This window comes from bacterium (assembly GCA_022616075.1).
In the GTDB taxonomy this organism is placed as follows: Bacteria; Acidobacteriota; HRBIN11; order JAKEFK01; family JAKEFK01; genus JAKEFK01.
On record JAKEFK010000005.1, the window covers coordinates 24,019 to 45,239 of the forward strand.

The 21,221-nt window shown below is 51.8% G+C and carries 15 protein-coding genes; 6 read left to right on the forward strand and 9 right to left on the reverse strand.

Translation table 11 applies throughout. From position 1 onward, the window contains the following. The first annotated feature begins 8 nt into the window (after nt 1–8). The 3 genes from L0156_00385 to L0156_00395 all read left to right on the forward strand — a co-directional run bounded on the left by L0156_00385 (nt 9) and on the right by L0156_00395 (nt 6,757). Entirely contained in the window at nt 9–2,147 is a 2,139-nt protein-coding gene (locus tag L0156_00385) for a carbohydrate binding family 9 domain-containing protein (protein ID MCI0601448.1), read from the forward strand. 458 nt (nt 2,148–2,605) lie between these two features. Continuing rightward, a complete protein-coding gene (locus tag L0156_00390; GenBank protein MCI0601449.1) occupies nt 2,606–4,018 on the forward strand; it encodes an aminotransferase class V-fold PLP-dependent enzyme in 1,413 nt (470 codons plus the stop codon). Between the two features lie 66 nt (nt 4,019–4,084). Further along, complete coding sequence (locus L0156_00395) at nt 4,085–6,757, forward strand: protein kinase (GenBank protein ID MCI0601450.1); 2,673 nt, start codon at nt 4,085–4,087, stop codon at nt 6,755–6,757. A gap of 8 nt (nt 6,758–6,765) precedes the next feature. Here the strand turns inward: L0156_00395 and L0156_00400 are convergent, their stop codons facing one another. The 9 genes from L0156_00400 to L0156_00440 all read right to left on the reverse strand — a co-directional run bounded on the left by L0156_00400 (nt 6,766) and on the right by L0156_00440 (nt 18,318). Further along, nucleotides 6,766–7,773 carry an NAD(P)-dependent alcohol dehydrogenase gene (locus L0156_00400; protein ID MCI0601451.1) on the reverse strand — a complete coding sequence of 336 codons (1,008 nt, stop codon included), beginning with the start codon at nt 7,771–7,773 and terminating at the stop codon, nt 6,766–6,768. 188 nt (nt 7,774–7,961) lie between these two features. Next, the gene (locus L0156_00405) at nt 7,962–9,755 is read right to left on the reverse strand and encodes an amidohydrolase (GenBank protein MCI0601452.1); all 1,794 of its coding nucleotides are present in this window, start codon (nt 9,753–9,755) and stop codon (nt 7,962–7,964) included. A gap of 39 nt (nt 9,756–9,794) precedes the next feature. Further along, nucleotides 9,795–11,969 carry an ABC transporter permease gene (locus L0156_00410; GenBank protein MCI0601453.1) on the reverse strand — a complete coding sequence of 725 codons (2,175 nt, stop codon included), beginning with the start codon at nt 11,967–11,969 and terminating at the stop codon, nt 9,795–9,797. Further along, on the reverse strand, nt 11,917–12,243 hold the full coding sequence (locus L0156_00415; protein ID MCI0601454.1) for an ABC transporter permease: 327 nt from the start codon (nt 12,241–12,243) through the stop codon (nt 11,917–11,919). Before L0156_00415 ends, L0156_00410 begins: the two co-directional genes overlap by 53 nt. 113 nt (nt 12,244–12,356) lie before the next feature. Further along, nucleotides 12,357–13,367, reverse strand: coding sequence for a DJ-1/PfpI family protein (locus L0156_00420; GenBank protein MCI0601455.1), 1,011 nt, complete (start codon nt 13,365–13,367; stop codon nt 12,357–12,359). A gap of 102 nt (nt 13,368–13,469) precedes the next feature. After that, nucleotides 13,470–13,655: a hypothetical protein gene (locus tag L0156_00425; protein ID MCI0601456.1), complete on the reverse strand. Its 186-nt coding sequence runs from the start codon at nt 13,653–13,655 to the stop codon at nt 13,470–13,472. 41 nt (nt 13,656–13,696) lie between these two features. Then, nucleotides 13,697–14,905 carry a protein kinase gene (locus L0156_00430; protein ID MCI0601457.1) on the reverse strand — a complete coding sequence of 403 codons (1,209 nt, stop codon included), beginning with the start codon at nt 14,903–14,905 and terminating at the stop codon, nt 13,697–13,699. A 161-nt stretch (nt 14,906–15,066) separates the two neighbouring features. Then, the gene (gene dinB, locus L0156_00435; protein MCI0601458.1) at nt 15,067–16,119 is read right to left on the reverse strand and encodes a DNA polymerase IV; all 1,053 of its coding nucleotides are present in this window, start codon (nt 16,117–16,119) and stop codon (nt 15,067–15,069) included. A 99-nt stretch (nt 16,120–16,218) separates the two neighbouring features. Continuing rightward, nucleotides 16,219–18,318 (reverse strand): protein kinase, encoded by a 2,100-nt coding sequence (locus tag L0156_00440; protein ID MCI0601459.1) that lies wholly within the window; start codon nt 18,316–18,318, stop codon nt 16,219–16,221. Nucleotides 18,319–18,482: 164 nt separating this feature from the next. Here L0156_00440 and L0156_00445 point away from each other — a divergent pair, with 164 nt between their 5' ends. Genes L0156_00445 through L0156_00455 form a run of 3 tightly spaced genes read left to right on the forward strand, consistent with a single transcriptional unit; the run spans nt 18,483 to nt 21,039 of the window. Further along, on the forward strand, nt 18,483–18,746 hold the full coding sequence (locus L0156_00445) for an arsenate reductase (GenBank protein ID MCI0601460.1): 264 nt from the start codon (nt 18,483–18,485) through the stop codon (nt 18,744–18,746). A gap of 17 nt (nt 18,747–18,763) precedes the next feature. Further along, entirely contained in the window at nt 18,764–20,206 is a 1,443-nt protein-coding gene (locus L0156_00450; GenBank protein MCI0601461.1) for an Nramp family divalent metal transporter, read from the forward strand. A gap of 5 nt (nt 20,207–20,211) precedes the next feature. Continuing rightward, nucleotides 20,212–21,039: a DMT family transporter gene (locus tag L0156_00455; GenBank protein MCI0601462.1), complete on the forward strand. Its 828-nt coding sequence runs from the start codon at nt 20,212–20,214 to the stop codon at nt 21,037–21,039. The last annotated feature ends 182 nt before the right edge of the window (nt 21,040–21,221 follow it).

Genomic DNA, 21,221 nt, shown 5'->3' on the forward strand with positions numbered 1-21,221 from the left:
GGAAAGCAGTGAAACTGATCTCGTTCATTCTGTTGAATGCGGTGTTTCTCTCGCTTTCTCTTTTTGCGGAGGATTCCATTCAAATTCCTCCACGGATAACAAATCCACCGAGAATCGATGGCAATTTGGATGAGGAGGTATGGAAGGGGGCGTTGGTTGTTTCGGATTTCAAACAAAGACTTCCAAGGGAAGGTTCGACCCCTACGGAACAAACGGACATGCTGATTTTGTACACCGAAAGATCTCTTTTTCTGGGCTTTCGAGCTTACGATAGCCAACCTCAAAAAATCGTCGCCACCGTGATGAAACGGGACGACTTCGATCTCGTTCAAAACGACCAGCTGGCTTTCGCCATCGACTCGTACAACGATGGAAGAAACGGTTACTGGTTTTCGACAAATCCTCTGGGAGCTCGCGTGGATGCTCAATTTGCAAATGAAGGCGACCTGTGGGAACCCAACTGGAACGGGATTTGGGAATGCAAGAGCCAAATCACCGATCAGGGGTGGATTGCAGAAGTTGAGGTTCCCTTTTCAACGCTTCGTTTTCACAAAGCAAGCATAAACATCATGGGAATTAATTTCTTCCGGCGGATAATTCGGACCAATGAACAGATCTTTGCGCCGTTGATTCCGCTGCAATTATCGAACGGGACACCGAACGTCTCCGCAGCAAGAAAGTATCGATTCGAAGCAATACAGAGCGGAGATCATTTGTTCGTCAAACCATACGCTCTCAGCGGCTTTTCAGCGGAAACAGGAAATACGGAAGCTGAAAAAGATGCTGGCCTGGATATCAGGTATCAGTTGACAAACAATTTGATTTCCAACTTCTCAGCAAACATGGATTTTGCGGAAGCGGATGTTGACGACCGGCAGGTAAATTTGACTCGATTCCGGCTCTTTTTTCCGGAAAAGCGAGAATTCTTTCTGGAAAGCGCCGGCAATTTTCAATTTGGAATTCCGGGAGAAACCGAGATCTTTTTTAGCAGAAGGATCGGCCTTTCGGAAGACGGAACAGAAACAGTCCCGATTCTTTTTGGCGCAAAGCTCACCGGAAAAATCAACCGTCTGGATATCGGCGCGTTGAATGTTCAGACACGTTCAGACTCTGGCTTTCCCGCAGACAATTTCGCTGTTCTCCGTTTGAAAGCTGGAATCAGTTGCCGATCCTATATCGGCAGCATCTTAACAAATCGCTCCACCGACGGACTTTCTTCCAAACAGACCTTAGGAGTGGACATCAATATTCATTTGTGGAACGAAATTTTCTTGACTGGCTTCGCGACAGGAAATCATTCTTCCCAGGACGGTATGAGTTTTTCCGATTCTACAGCCTTCGATTTGAATCTTTCACGAAGTGGCGAACGAACCTCCTTCCGAATTCGTTACTCGGACATTGATGCAGGCTTTGATCCTGCAATCGGATTTGTGCAGAGACCCGACACGCGCCGCCTGTCCGGCAACCTCTTTCTTCCCTACTACACAAAATCAGGACCCTTGCTAAGTCTTACGCCCGGCTATGAACTAATCCGTGAAGAAGACCATGCAGGCACGCAGACTCTTCTGTTCCATGAAGCTTCGATAAAAGCGCTTTTTCAAAGCGAGGATCAATTCCGATTTTTTGCAAGCCGGAATGAAGAACTTGTTCCCGTAGAATTTCCAATCTTTCGAACCATTACAGTGCCTGCGGGAAATTATCTCGACACGCGCTTTGGAATGGAGATCTCGACGAAACCTGGAAGGAACATTTCAGGCACTCTGTCCGTTTCTCATGGAGGTTTCTATGACGGTTCCCGTCTTGAACTCAGCCCTTCCATCCTTTGGAAAATCAGTGAACACCTGACCGTTTCTCAAAATTTTGTTTCAAACTTTGTTGGATTGGATCAAGAGGACTTTCACATTTATCTGTCACGGACCCGAATCAGCTATTCGCTGAACACAAGTCTTTCCTCATCGGCAGTTCTTCAGTACGATAATTCTTCCCAGGAGTTTGGATTGAACTGGCGCGCTGGCTATCTCTTCAAGGAAGGGACTGAGCTGTTTATCGTCTACAACGAAATCATGGATAGAGCCACTTACACTGACCTTCCTGTTCGCAGGGACAGATCACTTCTGATCAAATTCACGTACCTTCTCAGGATCTAGTGTCCTGTCCCATCTAAAACTTTCCATTTTGGCGCGAGCGCCATGCAGGCAGATGCAAGGCGCCGCGACGCAGTCGATGCCCCAGCGCATCGTCGAGGAGCGGCAACGCAGCAGATGCCTGTCCGCCCCCGCGCCCCTCGAGGGCTGCGGCTCGCAGGCTCGCTGGCTTCGTTGCTCGCTCGTTACATACCGCAGAGGGTATGCGCCTCGCTCGCGCCTCGCCATCAAGCCTGCGAGCCAGCAGCAAAATGCAAGTTTTAGATGGGACAGGACACTAGAAAGCACCCCTGGATGTTTTGGATGGTTGTGGCCCGAATAAAAGCGGAACGATCCTGCTATCCAATCGGGCGCTTAAATCAACTGTTCCACTAAAAACTTCGGCATACTGATCACCCTCAGCGTTCTTGCTCGAACCTATAATTATGGTTCGAAGCATTTCAATGGAATGGAGACCGGGAATGAATAAAAGCTCACTTTATTTGCCGCTACTGGAACAGGCGTTTAAACACGCGACTTCGCATTTGAAGAATATGGAAACTGCGAGAGTTTCCGCATCCGTGGAATTGGAGGAATTGAGAAGACGGCTGCGGCATGAATTACAGCCCGGTGGGATTCCTGCAAATGTCGTGTTGAATGATTTGATCGCAGATGTCTCCGGTGGGCTGCTCACGAGCGGAGGAGGAAGGTTCTTCGGGTGGGTGATTGGCGGTTGTTTACCGGTTGCACTGGCGGCAGATTGGATTACATCGGCCTGGGATCAAAATGGGGCAATCCATGCAACAAGTCCGGCTGTGGGTGTAGTAGAAGAAGTCGCGGGAGATTGGCTGAAAGAAATTCTGGCCTTGCCGAAAACAGCAAGTTTCGCATTCGTTACCGGTTGCCAGATGGCGCACTTCACCTGTCTTGCTGCAGCAAGACACAAAGTATTGGCTCGCGTGGGATGGGATGTTGAACGGAACGGCCTGATCGGCGCACCGGTGGTTCGGATTTTCGGTAGCGATCAACGTCACGGTTCCGTTGAACGCGCTGTTCGTTTTTTAGGTTTTGGCACCGATAACATAACAACAGTGCCTTGCGATCAACAGGGCCAGCTGATACACGGAGCTCTTGAAGAGTTACTGAGTAAACAACCCGATCTGCCGGCAATCGTGCTGCTGCAGGCAGGCGAGTTGAATACGGGATCCTTCGATCATTTTGCCGAAATCATTCCTGTGGCTCATAAATACAATGCATGGGTACATGTGGATGGAGCTTTCGGATTGTGGGCCGCTGTGAGCTCCGAATTGAATCATCTTCTAAAGGGAGCGGATCAAGCAGACTCCTGGGCCACAGATGGTCACAAATGGTTGAATGTTCCTTTTGAATGTGGATATGCGTTTGTTGCCGATGCCGCATCGCACCGCGCGGCCATGTCTTATTCCGCAAGCTACTTCATTCATGAATCGGGCGCTCGCGATGAAATGGATTGGAATCCGGAATGGTCCCGCAGAGCGCGTGCGTTCGCTACCTACGCGGTGATTCGACATCTGGGAAAGAGTGGAATTGCCGAACTCGTGGAACAAAACTGCAGGCAAGCGCGTAGACTCGTGCAATCCATCGCAAACCTGCCCGGTGTGGAATTGGTTTCGGAACCGATCATCAACCAAGGCCTCGTCCGCTTCCTGGATCCCAAGCCTTCCGCCACGGAGGAGGACCACGATACGCGCACAGACAAAGTCATCAGGACAATCATCAAAAACGGAGAAGCGTTTTTTGGTGGAACAAAATGGAACGGGAAACGCTGCATGCGCGTATCCGTTTGCAGCTGGCAAACGGACGACAATGATATCGAGCGCGTCGTTCGCGCCGTTCAAAATGCACTCTTAAGCTAGTCCTCCTCAGACTTACCATCAGGGCATTTGCGGTACAATATTCGTCCGTTGGAAAAATAAACAATGATGCCGGAAAACATTTCCCATTATCGGATCCTGTCAAAACTGGGATCCGGAGGAATGGGCGAAGTGTACCTGGCAGAGGATACGAACCTGGGAAGGACCGTTGCAATCAAATTGCTTCCTGTGGAAGTTGCAGCGGATCCGGAAAGGCTAAGGAGATTTGTTCAGGAAGCAAAGGCCGCATCGGTCTTGAAGCATCCCAACGTCGCAAGCATTTACGAACTCGGCGAGTCTGAGAATATCCGGTTCATCGCAATGGAGCACGTGGAAGGGGAAACGCTGGAAGCCAAACTTAAGGGAAATCCGCTGGAAGTGAACAGGTTACTGGAGGTTGCTATCCAGACAATCGACGCTCTGGATGAAGCGCATTCCAGAGGAGTTGTGCACCGCGATCTCAAGCCCGCAAACATCATGATCACTCCCCGCGGTCAGGCAAAGGTTCTTGACTTCGGACTCGCGAAGTTCCTGCAACCATCCGATCCACAATCGGAAGCAAGCAAATTGGCCACAAAATCCGGAACCGAACCGGGCCTTGTCATGGGAACCGTGCAGTACATGAGCCCGGAGCAGGCGCTCGGGAGAGTAGTCGATCACAGATCCGATCTGTTTTCTCTTGGCGTCGTGTTGTATCAAATGGCAACCGGACGCCTTCCGTTTGCGGGTGATTCCCAGACAGAAACGATCAACAAGATCATCAACAGCGTTCCGGACGCGCTGGCTCGACTGAATTATGCGGTTCCTCCCGAGCTGGACCACATCGTCCGGAAATGTCTGGAGAAAGATCCGGACAACCGTTATCAATCCGCGCACGACCTGCTTATCGATCTTCGAAATCTAAAACGCGATACGGAGTCCGGTTCGTTATCAGCACGATCGGCAACCACCGTTCCTGCCGCCGCGCGATCCGCTCGCTCCTGGAAACTTCCGGCAATTGCCGCGATCGCTGTGCTTGTTGTTGTTGCAGCTTTCCTGTTTCAACAACGAAAGCAAGAATCAGCATCCGGCAAAACAGTTACGGCAACATCCGAAAAAAGGAAGATGCTTGCTGTCCTACCGTTTGAAAATCTTGGATCCGCCGAAGATCAGTATTTTGCAACAGGAATGACGGATGAAATTACAAGCCGGCTATCTACGGTCAAAGATCTCGGAGTGATATCGCGCACGAGCTCCATGCAATACAACAAAACGAACAAAAGTATCAAGCAAATCGGGCAGGAGCTCGGAGTGGATTATGTCCTGGAGGGGAGTATTCGATGGAGCCGTTCCGGCGGCTCCAGTAAGGTGCGCGTCACGCCCCAGCTGGTTCGTGTTGCTGATGATACGCAGGTCTGGTCCGATAACTTCGATCGTGTCCTCGATGATGTGTTTAATGTGCAATCGGAAATCGCCAGTGCGCTGATTGCACAACTCGGAATTAATTTACTTCAGACACAACAGGAAAATCTTACCGCTCAGCCCACTTCCAATCTGGAAGCATATCAGGCATATCTCAAAGGCAATGAAAACATGTTCCTGGCTTCCTACGATCAAAAGACGTTCCGGGACGCCATAGAGCAATACACCCGCGCAACCCAACTGGATCCAGAATTCGCCCATGCGTATTCCTATATTGCCAGATCCCATCTTCACATTTTTCACGAAGGCTACGATCCTACGCCACAACGACTGGCGCTGGCAAAAGAAGCGGCAGATACTGCGATCCGACTGAAGCCGAATCTCCCGGAAGCGCTGGTGGCAATGGGCTACTATTATTATCACGGCTTTTCCTACTATGAAAAAGCGTTGCAGTATTTCGGCGCGGCGGCTGCAGCGGCACCTAACAACATTGAGCCAATCTCCGGAATTGCATATATTGAACGCCGACAGGGTAAGTTTGAAGAATCGATCCGTCACTTAAAAAAGGTTCTTGAGTTGGATCCCCGCAACCCTCAAATGCCCGGAGAATTGGCCTCTTGTCTCATGCGGCTGCGCCGCTATGCGGAGGCGGATAATTTCATCGATCGCTCCCTGGCTCTTGCGCCTGAGCAGGTTTATGGATATGGAATGAAATCGGCCATTGCGATTCTCTGGAAAGGCGACTTAAAGCAAGCACGGATGATTCTGGAAAAGATGCCGGATCGGGAACCGGCATTTTCGCAGTTTTACTGGACCAACCAGGAAACCATGGAACGAAACTACACGGCTGCTCTCGAGCGTTTGGATCGCACACCTGTAGAGCTCTTCCAGGAAGAAGGAATTTTTGTTCCCAAAACCCTGGCACAGGCGAGGGTCTATTCATTTTCAAAACAGGAAGCCATTGCTCGAACGTATTACGAAAAAGCGCGAAGCTTCCTGGAAGAAAAAGCGTTGGAAAGACCAAAGAGTCCGGCGGTACATTCCTCTCTGGGTATCGCCTACGCCGGGCTTGGTCGAAAAGAAGACGCGATTCGCGAAGGGAAGCTGGCAGTCGAACTCCTTCCCGTTTCACGCGATGCATTGATCGGTGACGGCTATTTGCAGGTTCTCGCGGAGATTTATGCGATGGTAGGAGAGTACGATCAGGCTTTCGATCAAATGGATCACCTTCTTTCGATCCCATCCTGGTTCTCGGTAAACCAGTTGAAGTTAGATCCCAGATGGGATCCCCTGCGGAGCCATCCGCGTTACACGACAGTTCTCGCGAAATACTCGTCCTAATTGCGACATCATCCAACACGAATGCAGATCTTTCCGAAATGAGTGGCTCCCCCTAAATACTGGAACCCTTGAACCGCTTCAGAGAAAGGAAACACGCGGTCCACAACCGGGTGCAGTTCATGAAAAGTGATTGCCCGATTCATTGCGACGAACATCTCACGTGAGCCGACATCAATCGCCTGAATCCGTGCGCTCTTGCCCATCAAAGCGACCAGATCCACTTTGCTATTCATGCCGGTCAACAAACCGACAAACGCCACGCTCCCACCAACGCGGATCGCAGCGATCGCTTTCTCCAAATCGCCGACGGTGTCTACGACATGATCGGCGCCAACGCCTTGTGTGATTTCCAGAACCGCTTCAGTCCAATCGGTAGATGCGTAATTCACGCCGGCTGACGCGCCCAGCTTCGCAGCCCGCGCAAGTTTCCAGTCACTGCTCGAAGTCACGATGACTCTCGCCCCGAGCATTCTTGCAAACTGCATCGCAAAGAGAGATACGCCTCCTGTTCCCAACACCACGACAGTGTCTCCCGGCCGGAAGCGGCCTGCGCCGACCACTGCATTCCAGGCGGTAACGCCCGCGCAAGGAAGTGTCGCGGCTTCTTCATCCGACAAATGCGGAGGAACCGGAACCACGCTCTCTTCATCCACTGCGACATATTCAGCAAGAACTCCATCGGCTACTGCGCCTCCAAGGGGAGAGACCAGCTTTTCCGGCGAGACCTCACCCTCCAGCCACCTGGGATAAAAGATGGGCGCAACGCGGTCTCCCCTTTTCACTCGCGTTACTCCGCTGCCCAACACTTCAACGACTCCGACAGCGTCCGATACGGGGACACGTGTTCCAGCAGGTCGCCACCGGTTGACACCATTCACCACGAGCAGATCCCTGTAATTGAGCGAGACCGCCCGGATCCTTAAAACAATCTGGCCGGCTTCAGGCACAGGTGCCGGGCGTTGAACAACCCTCAACGAATCAATCCCGAACGTTTCGCCAATTTCAATGACTCGCATCGGTATGAAAATTAAGATTTCAGATCCTGGATTTCAGATTGAAATGTTAAGATTTTTGCTTGTAGCGCCGGCGGCTCGCCGGCAAGACTTACGCTTTTCAAATCTACAATTCTCCAATTTCAATCTGCAATCTCACATCTGAAATCTAAAATGTTGCGGCTTTGGCCGAGTCGCACTGTTGAATTGATTTACCGGAACAGATCTGACTGGTAGACGACTTCACCTCCGACGACGGTAAGGAGTACCTGGATGTTGGCGATCTCTTCGGCGGGAATCTTGAACAGATTGCGGTCGAGCACGATGAGATCTGCCATCTTCCCGACTTCCAGCGATCCGGTCTCTTTTTCCTGGTGCAGTTCATAGGAGGAGTTCATTGTAATTGCGCGAACTGCCGTTTTTCGTGACAGGCCCGGATCGTCACTCAATCTGCCCGCGTACTTGTCACCGGCGCTCGGATCGTTGGTTCGGGTCACTCCGACTTTCAGTGCAAACCATTGGTTGAGTAGATCAACAGGCCAGTCGCTACCGAAAGCGATTCTGGCGCCGGCTTTGTGGAGAAAACCTTCCGGCTCCAGGTACTTGAAACGGCCCGGCCCGAGAAAATCTTTTGCACCCTCGATTGTGTCGGACGCCGGTTTTGCCCACTGGAACGAAAGAACCGGGATGACATCGAGTTCCGCGAAGCGTCGAAAATCAGCGGGATCGACGATTTCGGCGTGAGCAATAGTTGCGCGGATTTGCGCTCCCGGAAACTTCACGCGCATGGCGTGGTAGCCGTCCAGCGCATAACGCACGGCGCCGTCGCCGTCCGCGTGAATGTGCGGATCGATTCCTGCGACCGCTAATTTCAAGAGCAGCGTTTTGAGAACTTCCGCTGAAAAATAAGGCGCGGGTCCTGTATTGCCGCTGTCCACCCAGTTCGGCTTTTCCGGCGTTCCTGCATTCTTCAAGTACGGAGCAAGCATTACTCCGGTAAAGGATGGCGCGGTGATGACTCCATCCATAAATAGTTTTACATTCCGGACCGTGATGCCTGGTTGCGCGGTAACAACGCCCTGATCATACTTATGAACAATTTCCATTACTGAAGCCACGGCCTTGTCCGGATCCTTTCCTTCTTCAGGACTGATGAGAACTGCAAAATGACCACGTGCGGTAAGCTTGCCTTCCTTTTGAAGAGTCGAGTATGCAGCAATGGCTTCGGCACCGGCAGAGGCGTCAAGAAATGTGGTGATTCCCTGTTTGCGCATGGCGTCCAGTGATGCTTGAGCTGCCGCCACGCGGTCGGCATCCGTCATTTTCGGCAGTAAACTGTCGAATAGCGACTGAGCTTCATCTTCAAAAATGCCTGTGGGATTGCCTGCCGCGTCATGTGCAATCTTTCCTGCGACAGGATCCGGGGTCGTCGCAGTAATCTGAGCCAGCTGTATCGCGCGTGAGTTTGCCAGCGTAGTATGGCCGAATGATGTCCGCACAAGAATCGGTCGCTTTGTAATCAATGCATCGACGGTTTCGCGGGTTGCCTCGGTTCCGGGCGGCAGCAGGCTTTGCTGAAACCAGTTTTGTACCTCCAGCAAGCCGTCCGGTTCTTTTTCGCGCGTGCTGTCCAGGCAATTCTGAATCCTCGCCTGGAATTGAAGGATGGTGAAAGCCTCGTAGTTCAGGTTGCAGCTTGCAAGCTTCACGCCGGCCTCAAACGGATGCATGTGCCCGTCCACGAGTCCCGGCATCAACATCCGGCCCTTCAGCTCGATGACTTTCGTTTCTTTGCCGACATAACGTTTGACGCCGGAGTTGCTGCCGACGTAAACAATTTTCCCTTCGCGAACGGCGAGCGCCTGCTGCACGCTATTTTTTGCATCCACCGTATAGAGGTAACCGTTGCGGAAAACGGTATCTGCCGCAGGACCTGCCGCAAGAGCACTGGAACATAGCCAGAACTGAACCAGCAGAAAAATTACAGTTCGGAAAATTGCAGACATCTCAAATCCTCCCAATTGCAATTGTGCTGAGTGTATCAGCTATTCCGAGCGGAGAGCAATGACCGGATCGACTTTCGCAGCACGGCGCGCGGGAAGGTAACTCGCCAGTAACGCAATCAGGATGAGTATCAGCGGCATCGAGACAAAGGTGGACGGATCAGTGACACTGATCCCATAAAGTAAGTTCGACAGCACTCGCGTCAAAATGTATGCGGCGATCAATCCGAGCGCCACACCCATGAAAACAATTTTCAAACCGCTTCCAATCACCAGCTTGAGCACGTCCAATTTTTGAGCGCCCAATGCCATCCGAATCCCAAGCTCCTGTGTGCGCTGGGTCACAGAATAAGAGATCACAGCGTAAATTCCCATGCATGCGAGTATCAATGCGGCAACGGAAAATATCCCGAACAGGAACAAATTGAAGCGGCTCGGCGCAAGCGACGATGAAAGATATTGCTCCATACTCTTTGTGTTGCTTGTAGCGACGCTCCCATTGACGGATTGAATTTCGCGCCGAATCGCGGCGGCCAGTGTCAAGGGTTCTGCAAAGGTCCTGACCACCCAATTCATATTGTTGGTCAGCATGGAAACATTCTCTTCAGGAATTTGAGAGATAGGAACGTAAATCTCCGGCGCAGGATCCAACTGTAATCCTGTGTGTCTTACATCTCCCACTACACCTACGATTTCAACTTCTCTTGGACCCTGATTGTTATCATCTATATTTATATGCGCGCCAATCGGGCTTTCCCCCGGCCAGTGGCGGCGGGCAAATGAGTCGCTGATGATTGCGACGGGCTGAGATTGCAACGTATCTGTATTTGTAAAATCGCGCCCGGAACGAATGGGAATACTCATTGTGCGGAAATAATCAGGGCCGGTCATTCGATACTGAGTGATGGGTCGTTCTGATAGAGATAAAGGTGGACGCCCTGAAATAGTGAAATTGATTCGCACATTAGACCCGCTCAACGGAAGCACCGATGTAGCACCGGCCGATTTCACGCCGGGCAAATTTTTGATCTTGTTGGAAAGCTGTTTATAAAAGGCCGTGACCATTTCAGGTTTTGAATACTGCGCATTGGGAAGAGAAAGGCGCATTACGAGCAAATTCTTAAAATCAAATCCTGGCGATACCGACTGTAATCGAATGAAGCTTTTCGCTAACAGACCCGCGCCTATCAGCAATAAAAGCGATAGCGCCACTTCGGTAAGTATTAGCACGTTGCGAACGCTGTTTTTGCGACTCCCTTCAGACGCTCCTTTTCCACTCCCTTTCAATTCTTGAGTGAAACTCTCCTTTGCGGTATGAAGCGCAGGCAGTAAACCAAAGAGGACGCCGGACAACAATGAAATTAACAAAGTGAAGAACAACACTGTGGCATCCATTTCGATTTCGCCGGCGCGAGGAAGCGAAGTCGGGCTGAGAAGAATGATCGCTTTTATTGCAGGTTGCGTAAGTACCAGCCCCAGAGAACCGCCTAACAGAGCAAGCAAAATATTTTCGGTCAAAAGTTGCTTCATCAAACGCCCTCGCGTTGCGCCGAGCGCCAGACGAATCGCCATCTCTCTATACCGGGTGGAAGCTCTGGCAAGCACAAGGTTGGCTAAATTTGCGCAGGCGATGAGCAGCACCAGTCCCACCGCGGCTGATAATACCAGGAATGCAAGCCGAAAATTGCCGACAATTTCTTCGTGCAATGGAACGGCTTTCACTCCCTTCTTGCTCGCATTGGCAACCGGGTACAAGCGTTGCAGTTGACTGGCCATGGAATTCCAATTGCTTTCAGCCTGCTGTAGCGTGACGCCTTCTTTCAATCTTCCGATCACGCGTAGAAAGCTGATGGAATTTCTTTCCTTTCGCAACGGATCAGCATCCGGCACAAGAGGCACCACTATGTCGGCGGCATCCATTCCGGGAAAAGCAAAATCGGGAGGCAGGACCCCGGCAACGATATAGTTCTCATCATCCAGAGTGAGCGGCTTGCCAACGATATCGGCGCTCATCCCGAAACGCCGGCTCCAAAAACCATGGCTGAGTACCAGAACTCGCGGGTTGCCAGGGTTGTCATCCTCATTTAATAAGGTGCGCCCGATTTCGGCGTCAACTCCGAGCGTCTGAAATATGTTGGCCGAGCTGCGGACACCAAAAATGCGCTCAGGCTCCCCGGCGCCCATCAGATTGGCGCTCCAGGTTGCAAAACCTGACACTTTGCTCCAACGTGCGATTCTGATCCCTGTAATCCATGAAATCCGGAAGAGAAAAAGTGCTTTTGTCCCTGTCTGTCCGACTCGACCAGATCCACACCAGTTGATCCGGCTTCTTAAAAGACAACTGGCGCAGCAGCACGGCATGAACCAAACTGAAGATGGCCGTGTTGGCGCCGATGCCTACGGCTAACGTAAGCACCGCTACAGCAGTAAAACCACGATTCTTAAGCAACACACGAAGTGCAAATCGAAGGTTCTGGATCCACGCGTCCATAACTCTGTAACCCCAACCAAAGAGTATAAAGATGGACCAGCGGTGTTTAACGACAGAAGAGGATCAGTTTGCGCCAAAAAAAGAAGCCTACACTCATGAGAAGGTTGGGGGCCTTATTGTTCTGCGAGTTTTTGACGATACTTGTGCGGAGTAGTTCCCATGGTACGAAGAAAAGCGCGCCGCATCATGCCTGCATTTGCAAAGCCGCAGATAAACGCAATATGTTTGAGGCCTCGATCGGTTCTTTCGAGTTGGAGTCGCGCTGCTTCCACGCGAATTCGCAGAAGATACCTGGATGGTGTTTCGCCCACCTCACGGACGAAGACCCGTTCGAAGTTTCGAACGCTCATTGCTACGCGGTCTGCAAGCATCTGAACAGAGAGCTTCTTACGAACGTTTTCCAGAATCCAAACTTGAAGTTCCTGAATTGCTTTCATTTCCGATGCCTGAGCTGACAACGATACGCTCACTTGTTTGTGTTTGCCGGATCTGCGCAGAAACAACACCAGCTCGCGCGCTATTTCCTGCGCAATGGATACGCCGCAGTCCTCTTCCACCCAGGCAAGGGCCAGATCGATTCCGGCAGAAATGCCTGCGGAAGTATAAATATTTCCATCCTTCACCCAGATCGGCTCCGATTCAACTCTCACCTGAGGATAGCGGTTGGCCAACTCCTGGCCGAATTTCCAGTGTGTAGTGGCCCTTTTGCCATTCAACAAACCGGCCTCCGCCAGCAAAAAGGAGCCGACACAAACTGAACCGAACCTTCGAACGCCGGGTGCTGTTTTTTTCATCCAGGCGGACAGAACCGGATCGCGCTCCGTGCGCGTTGCAAGTCCGCACACAAGCAGAACCGAATCGAACCTTCCCTTCACATCCTGAAAGTGCCCATGAGCCGAAAAGGAAAGCAGTCCTTCCTCCCCCTGAACAACGAGCTCTTTCTTATTGGTGACAACTTGCACTTCATAAACGGGCTTGGCGGCAAGACGATTCGCAGCACCGAGAACTTTCAGGGGACCGACGAGATCCAGCTCATCAACCGGCGGCACCACGACGACAATGATCCGTCTGCGATCGGAATTTATGCTTCCCTGCAGTTCATTCGCTTGGTAGGCTTTCGCCATTGTTTCAAGTATATTCAGCCAAAACCCTATCAGGCAAGCGGATCTGGATATTCTGGCGGAAAACGACTTTGTTCTGTCGCGAAACAACATGATCAGCGCGCATCAGTTCTCCCGGACTTCGATATTTCCATTCAAGGCCCGAAGATGGATTTTCATTTCGCCGCCTCCATTTAGAGTCGCAATCGTTGTTAGAGTCCGTCCTCCGTTCTCACGACTTTCATTCTGTTGCTGGACCTGCAGGACAAGGTTGGATTCGAAGGAAGAAAGAAAGCCTGTGAATAATTTCAACGCGTCTCGGGAAGCACAGCAGCGGCAGTAGAGAGAACCGGCTAGTTCTTCTCTTGCGAAACAGGTTTTGGGGGAGATGTTTGAGATGCTGTGGCTGCTGCCGCAAAACGGGGTAGCGCAGCTTCAAAATCTTTTCGCATTTCATCTACAGTGCGGTATCTCTGGATCGGATTTTTCTCGAGCGCTTTCAGAATGATCCGCTCCACCTCTTCCGGAATTTGCGGATTGATCGAGCGCGGAGACGGTGGTGAATCTTTTAATTGCTGAAATCCAACGGCAATCGCCGAGTCACCTGTAAACGGCACGCGCCCGGTCAGCATTTCAAACAGGATCACTCCCAACGCATATATATCCGCTCTCTCATCCACATGTTTGCCTGCAACTTGTTCTGGCGCCATGTATTCCGGCGTGCCCATGATCAAACCTGTCGCAGTCATTCCTTCAAGATGGACTGAGCGCGCCAGACCGAAATCGATGATTTTGATCTGACCGGATGGGCCGATCAATATGTTCTGCGCTTTTAAATCACGATGAACCACACCCTGTGAATGGGCCGCCTCCAGACCATCGCAAATCTGCGAAAGGATTTGATACGCATTCAGAAGCGAAAGCGAGCCGCTTCGCTTCAGATGTTCCTTCAAGTTCGTTCCACCGAAATATTCCATGGAGACATAATGAAGGCCATTCACTTCGGATATATCATGAATCCGTATGACGTTCTGATGAGTTACACGGCGAGCCAGGGAAACCTCCCGTGTGAGTCTTTCGAGCGCTTCCTGGTCCGTGCTGAGCAACGGAGAGAGCAATTTGATTGCAACCTGATCCTTCAGTTGTTTGTCGTACGCCTGGTAAACGATCCCCATTCCGCCTCTTCCTAGTTCTGAGAGCACTTGATACCGTCCTTCCAAAGCGGCAGCCAGGCTCAGAAGCGTCGTTGGCATTCCGCTTTTGCCGGCGGAATTCGGTGCAACAAACATTCTGGTTGATATAAGCGAGCGTTCCATTTGCTGATTCAACTCGGTATCCAGGCGACAAATCAGCGCTTCCAGATTTGCGAGTCGCTCTTCCATACGGCTGGACTTTGCCGTCTCTTCAGGACTGATGGTTTTCATTTTCTGTTTGTTCAATTCGTGACGATGACGCATCCAGATCCAGAGGGGCGATATGACAATCGCGGCAAAAGGGATAGCGAGAATTTCTGGCGTTTTGGATGCGAATGCAAAAAGAAAAATCATTGCGAAGATACCCATAGGAATGATCCATTTAGTAGGATTATTTTCGGAGTCCTTGGATGTATCGCCAAAAATATTCATCGTTGAGCCATTCGTATGCCCGACTTACTAGACGTCAAGTAACCGTGTGAAGTTCACGCATCTGTAACTATATCATCCGAATATCGGGCAGTTGAACATTAGCCAAGATTAGGAAAGGGCAATTGCGTCTCACTGACCGGCTTCTCTTTTTCCCTGAATGTGGACAGTGAGATGCCTGCCAGGCGGACCTTGACACTCCCGGCGTCGGTGCGTGACAAAAGATCGCGAGCCACCGAAAATATTTCGTCTGCCGTTGCGATGAAGTCGTCCAGCGTCCGGCGGCGGGTGATGGAGCGGAAGTCGTGATACTTGATCTTGAGCGTCACCGTGCGTGCCCTTTTTCCCTCTTTCGTTAACTGATCGAAAACGCTCCGGGCGCAATCTTTCAGATAATCCTCGATTTGCCGGACGTCCAGCAGGTCATGCTCGAACGTCTCTTCAGCCCCCAACGACTTCCGTTCCCATGAAGGAGTGACCTCGCGTTCATCAATGCCCTGTGCGATCTCCCACAGATACTGCCCGAAGGAGCCGAAGTGCTCCTCAAGCCATTCGCATGTCTTAGCGGCAAGGTCGGCCACAGAGCGGATGCCGAGCTTTGCCATATGTGCGTCCGACTTCGGGCCAATGCCGGGAATTCGGCGAACCGGAAGGGGCCGGATGAAGTCCAGGACTTTTTCCGGTGGAACCACCGTAAGGCCATCAGGCTTCTTGTAGTCAGACGCGATCTTGGCAACGAACATGTTGGGCGCAACTCCCGCGGAGGCGGTAAGGCCGGTTTGTTCGAAGATCTCCTTCTTGATCGCGGCGGCGATCCGCGTGGCGCTCGGTTCCCCGATCTTGTTGACTGTGACGTCCAGGTACGCTTCATCCATGGAAAGCGGTTCGACGAGCTCGGTGTATTTGAAAAAGATGGAGCGGATGATCTGCGAATACTTTTGATACTTGTTGAAGTCCGGTTTTATAAAGACGCATTCGGGACACCGGCGATACGCTTCGGCGCAGGACATCGCGGAGTGAATACCGTACTTTCGAGCCACGTAGTTGGCGGTGGTGACCACGGAACGTGATTTGGGAGAACCACCCACCACCACGGGCCGTTCGCGCAATTCCGGGCGATCCAGCAACTCCACCGCTGCGTAGAACATGTCCATGTCCACGTGAATTATCTTTCGCACCTGCCCAGAACTCGCCATAGGTTTCACTAATACACACATATTGTACGGACCGGGAGTCTGATCGATTACGCGCGCTTATGACTCTGCTATGCCTGCTTCGCGCAAGGCGGCAGTCATGCGACGATCTACATCCTGTGACATCGCACCGAGGCTTCTATGTACGAGCGAGAGAGACAGTGCGTGTTGAACCTGCTGCGCCTGCCGGATCATTTCCCGGGCCTCTTCGATTCTCGCCAGACCAACGGCATTGAGAGCACCCCATATATATCCGAAATAATAGTTTGGGAGAAGTGCAATGAGCCGCCTGCTCACAGAAAGTCCTTCTTCATAGCGTCCTGCGTTCCAATACGCGCCACCGAGCGCATCATAGAATATCCATTCGATCGGATCACGCGGGCTCAAACGCATCGCCCGCTGTACGAGTTCGATGCTTTGTTCGGATGGTTGTCCGATCATGTGGGTCAGGTAAGCCAGAAATGCAAGAGCGAGCGGAAAACTCGGATTCAGATCCACTGCGCGGCGCGCTTCCTCCAGCGCTCCTGCCGAATCTCCAGCTGTAATCAGGGCAAAGGACAGAAATGTATGCGCTTCTGCATCCCTGGGATCCAGAGTTACAGCCTTGCGTGCCTGTGCCAGTGCTACTTCTAACGTCCGATCCGGAGTGTCGGTCCAGGAATTTACTACTTCCCACACTCCCAATTCAGCAAGTCTCGCCAGTGCAGTGGAGAACTGTGGATCCAGAACAACGGCGCGTTGGAGCAGTGCGCGCGCCTGATCGCTGTCCGTTCGGGTAAAACGGTGAAGGAGTGGCAGGGCTCGTTGATACAAACTCCATGCTTCGAGGTTATCCGGGTCCCGGCGCTGGGCGCGAGCATGTTCGGCGCGCTGCAGATCACTCGCGAGTGGCGCAGCAATCGCCTCACTGATTTCATCTTGCACGGCGAAAACGTCAGTCAGCTCGCGATCGTACGTCTTCGCCCACACATGTTCTCCTGAAGTTGCATCAATCAACTGCGCCGCAATTCGCACACGATTGCCGGCCTTGCGAACGCTCCCTTCCACAACGTAACGCACACCGAGATCGGAAGCCACCTGTTTTACATCGACGGCCTTTCCCTTATAGACGAAACTGGAATTGCGCGCAATGACGGGAAAAGATCGCCACAGAGAGAGTCGTGTAATCAGGTCTTCGGCAAGACCATCAGCAAAATATTCTTGCTCCGGATCGCGCGAAAGATTGTCGAAAGGAAGTACAGCGATTGCAGGCCGGCCACCAAAACCGGGGATACTGTTTTCGGCGGATTGCCGGGCAACAACGCCGGAGTCAAACTTGCGGCGCAACGCTTCCAGTTCCTGGCGAATCTCTTTTGCAGTTTGTATCCGCTGCTCGCGCTTCTTTTCCAGGCAACGGCCGATCAATTGAATCAGGACTTCTGGAAGGTCTGATCGCAGGTTAGCCAAATCCGGTGGAGGATCGCGAAGTATAGCAGAAAGCAGTGCTGGGGCGGTCGTTCCGTGGAAGGGCCGGTTCCCTGTTGCCATTTCGTGGAGTACCACACCAAGCGAGAATATATCGGTGCGCGCATCGACATCTCGTCCATCGATTTGCTCCGGCGACATGTAAGGCGCGGTGCCCATTACGACCCCTTCGCGCGTATGCATCTCGGTTGCGAGATCCGATCCGGCCGGCACTACTTGCGCAGAATCCGCCACTTTAGCCAGACCAAAATCCAAAACCTTCACCCGGCCGCTCTCGCTGACCATGATGTTGGCCGGCTTGAAGTCTCGATGGACAATCCCTTTTTCGTGAGCAGCAGCAAGAGCATCAGCGAGCGAGATGCCGATTTCAAAAATGCGTTCAACGGGCAAACCTCCGGTCGGGATCAACCTGTCCAGCGATTCCCCCTCTACAAGCTGCATGGTCAGGAAGTGAACGCCATCGAACTCTTCGACTGAGTAAACGGTCACAATTCCTGGATGATCAAGCGCAGCTAACGCCTTCGCCTCTCTTTGAAATCGCTCAAGACGCTCCGGATTCGAGCCCATTTCCATTGGCAGCATCTTCAGCGCCACGTCCCGATTTAGTTTTGCGTCTGTTGCGCGGTAAACCTTCCCCATTCCCCCAGCGCCGATTGCACCGGTAATCCGATAATGCGCAATTGTGCGACCGATCACCGGATTATATTAATCGCTCTATCTGCGTCTTACAACTAATGAAACAAGTTTATAATGCGTGCATGAAGAAAAATGATGTGCTGACAGTTTATTTGAAGCCGACTTGAAGCAAATGCCGCGAGGCAAACTCTCTCCTGGCAGGAGAAAAGATCGAGTTCAACCGTGTGAATTACTATCTGGAGCCGTTAACCCGCACAAAGCTGAAAGAACTGCTGAAGAAGCTGAGAATGCCGGCAGCAAATCTTCTTCGGGAAGGGGAACCGATTTACCGCGAGTTGAAATTGGCCGAACGGAAAAAGAATATGGTCGATGAGGAATTGATCGACGTGATGATCAAACATCCCGATCTGATGCAGCGTCCGATTATTGAACGTGGAAACCGCGCGGTGATCGGGCGTCCAACCGAAAAGATTCGCGAAATCCTTTAAAAGCTCACCTTCACCATATGAATGGCCCCGTCACGAGCTTAAAGAATATTGAAATCAAGTCTGAAGTTCCTCCACCGCTGGCATTCAAAAGATTCATGGTGTGGATTGGGCCGGTGATGATGGCCCTTGCTCTGGGGTTAGGCGCCAGCGAAGTAATTCTGTATCCAAACTTAACGGCGCGTTTTGGACCGGGATGGTTCGGTTTGATGCTGTTGACTTTATTTTTCCAAACAATCTGGGCCCAGGAACTGGCCCGCTGGACTGTGGTTGCGGCAGAACATGCCGCGCAAGCCGGCGCGCGGATCGTGACTTTCACAGGCAGCATCATCAGCATCAGCTTGTTCATGTTTCTGGCATTTGCGATTCCAACGTGGGCAACCTCCGCTGCTTCGGCTCTACGTGAATTGGTCGGATGGCCGGCCGATTTGAGGACCGGTACCGTTTTCTGGTCTTACGTAACATTCCTGTTCGTATTTGTTTTGGCTTTCTTTTCCAGAGTCGCCAGGAGTCTTGTGGAACGCATTGCATTATGGAGCACCGTTGCAGCATGGTTGATTCTGATCGTTGCAGCGTTTCTTGGGATTCAGAGTTCGACTGTGGAACGTATGCTGCACCACGTGCTTGTATGGGACATTCCTGAACAGATGGATTGGTGGGTGCTCGGCTCTACATTGGCATGGGCCGGTGCAGGTCCCACCTTAACCTGGTACACCTACTGGATGCGCGATGCAGGTTGGGGTATGGCCGGTTACGTGCCACCTTTACCTGGCTGGTTTGGACAGTCGACCAAACCGGAAACAGGCGGTTTTGTTGCGGAACTGAACCAGACCAACATCGCCCGGCTGAAAGTTTGGATCAAACGTTCTCATCTCATTTTATGGATCGCTTATTTCGGCGGCAGCGCTTTAACGATCTTCATATTTGTCGGCCTTTCGGATTCCATTTTGCGTCCACAGGGACTCGTCCCCTCCGGTTTTGATATTGTCAAACATCAGGCGCAATTCTTTTCGGTGCCGCTTGGTCGTGCCGGATATGTGCTGTTCCTGATCATGGCATGGCTGCTGTTCTTCAACACACAGATCACAGTGGCCGAAGCTTTGATCCGGCAGAACGCCGATGTCACATCGACGTTCTTTTCGCGCAGGAGGAAGAGCGTTCAACCGGATGTAAAGCGGATTTACTTCTGGTGGTGGGTGATCTACCTGTTGATTTCGTTCGTTTTGATCGGCGCTCAATATCTTGTGGAAGGTTGGAATCCATTTGCCTTCGCAACAGGATCCGCAATGCTCTCCTTTGTATCCATGATCGTTTCGATGGGGACCACACTCGTAGGATCTATCGTCCTGTACCGTCACGGAATTCTACGGCATGTGCGCCCCCACGCGGTCACAATCTTTTTGCTGTTCGCAGGCTTTGTTCTGTATCTATATTTAATTGTTCGTGCGGTTGCTTACTATTAACGAAAATGGCCTATCTGCTGGGATTGATGTCCGCAATTGTATGGGGCGCCGGCGATTTTTGTGGTGGTCTTGCTTCGCGCCGCGCTCCTTTGCTCACCGTATTGATTGTTGCTGAGTTCACAGGTTTTTGTTTACTTGTCGCATCAGCGTTTTTAGTGAACGAAACATTTCCCGCTTCCCCGGCGGTCGCATACAGCGTTGCTGCCGGTCTCAGCGGCACAATCGGACTGGGCTGTCTGTATCGTGGTCTTGCGATAGGACGTGCGAGTATCGTTGCGCCTGTGTCCGCAGTGATAGGCGCCGCGATTCCGGCCTTGTTCACCGCTCACATGCAGGGTTTACCTGGAGAGTTGAAGCTTGCCGGATTTGCGTTGGCGCTCGCAGCAATTGTGCTTGCGAGCCAATCCAGTCATGAAGCGAAAACGCAAAATGCGCTTCCGTTTGGCTTGCTGGCTGGTCTCGGTTTTGGCGGATTTTTTGTTTTAATGGATCAGGCAAGCGGCCCGCACTCCACGTTTCTTCCGCTTGCAATTGCGCGCAGTTTCCCGATTCCAATCATGCTTGTGATCTGTTTGGTTCGGAACCGCACCATGCTTCCAACGCTTCCCGCGGTTCCACTTGTTGTGTTGACCGGAATACTGGACGCCGCCGGCACCGTTTTCTTCCTTTTATCCAGCACGTTCGGACGCCTGGACGTTGCCACGATCTTATCCTCACTTTATCCAGCCTCGACAGTGATTCTGTCCCGCCTGATTTTGCGCGAACAAATTTCGTTGCTGCAAAAACTCGGAGTGGTGCTCGCGCTGACCGCAATCGTGCTGATCGTCTGGTAGAGGCTGGTCTTTGCTTGCTGTATGTCAGATCTCTGTTTTCCGAGCACAATTTAAGATCGCAGATTACTGATTTCAGATTGAAATTGAAAAATTAGAGATTGAGAGAGAGCTGTGATGTATGAGATGGCGCAAAAACGCGAAGGCGCTAGTTTCCTTGCAGCTTCGCAACTACTTCCGAGTCG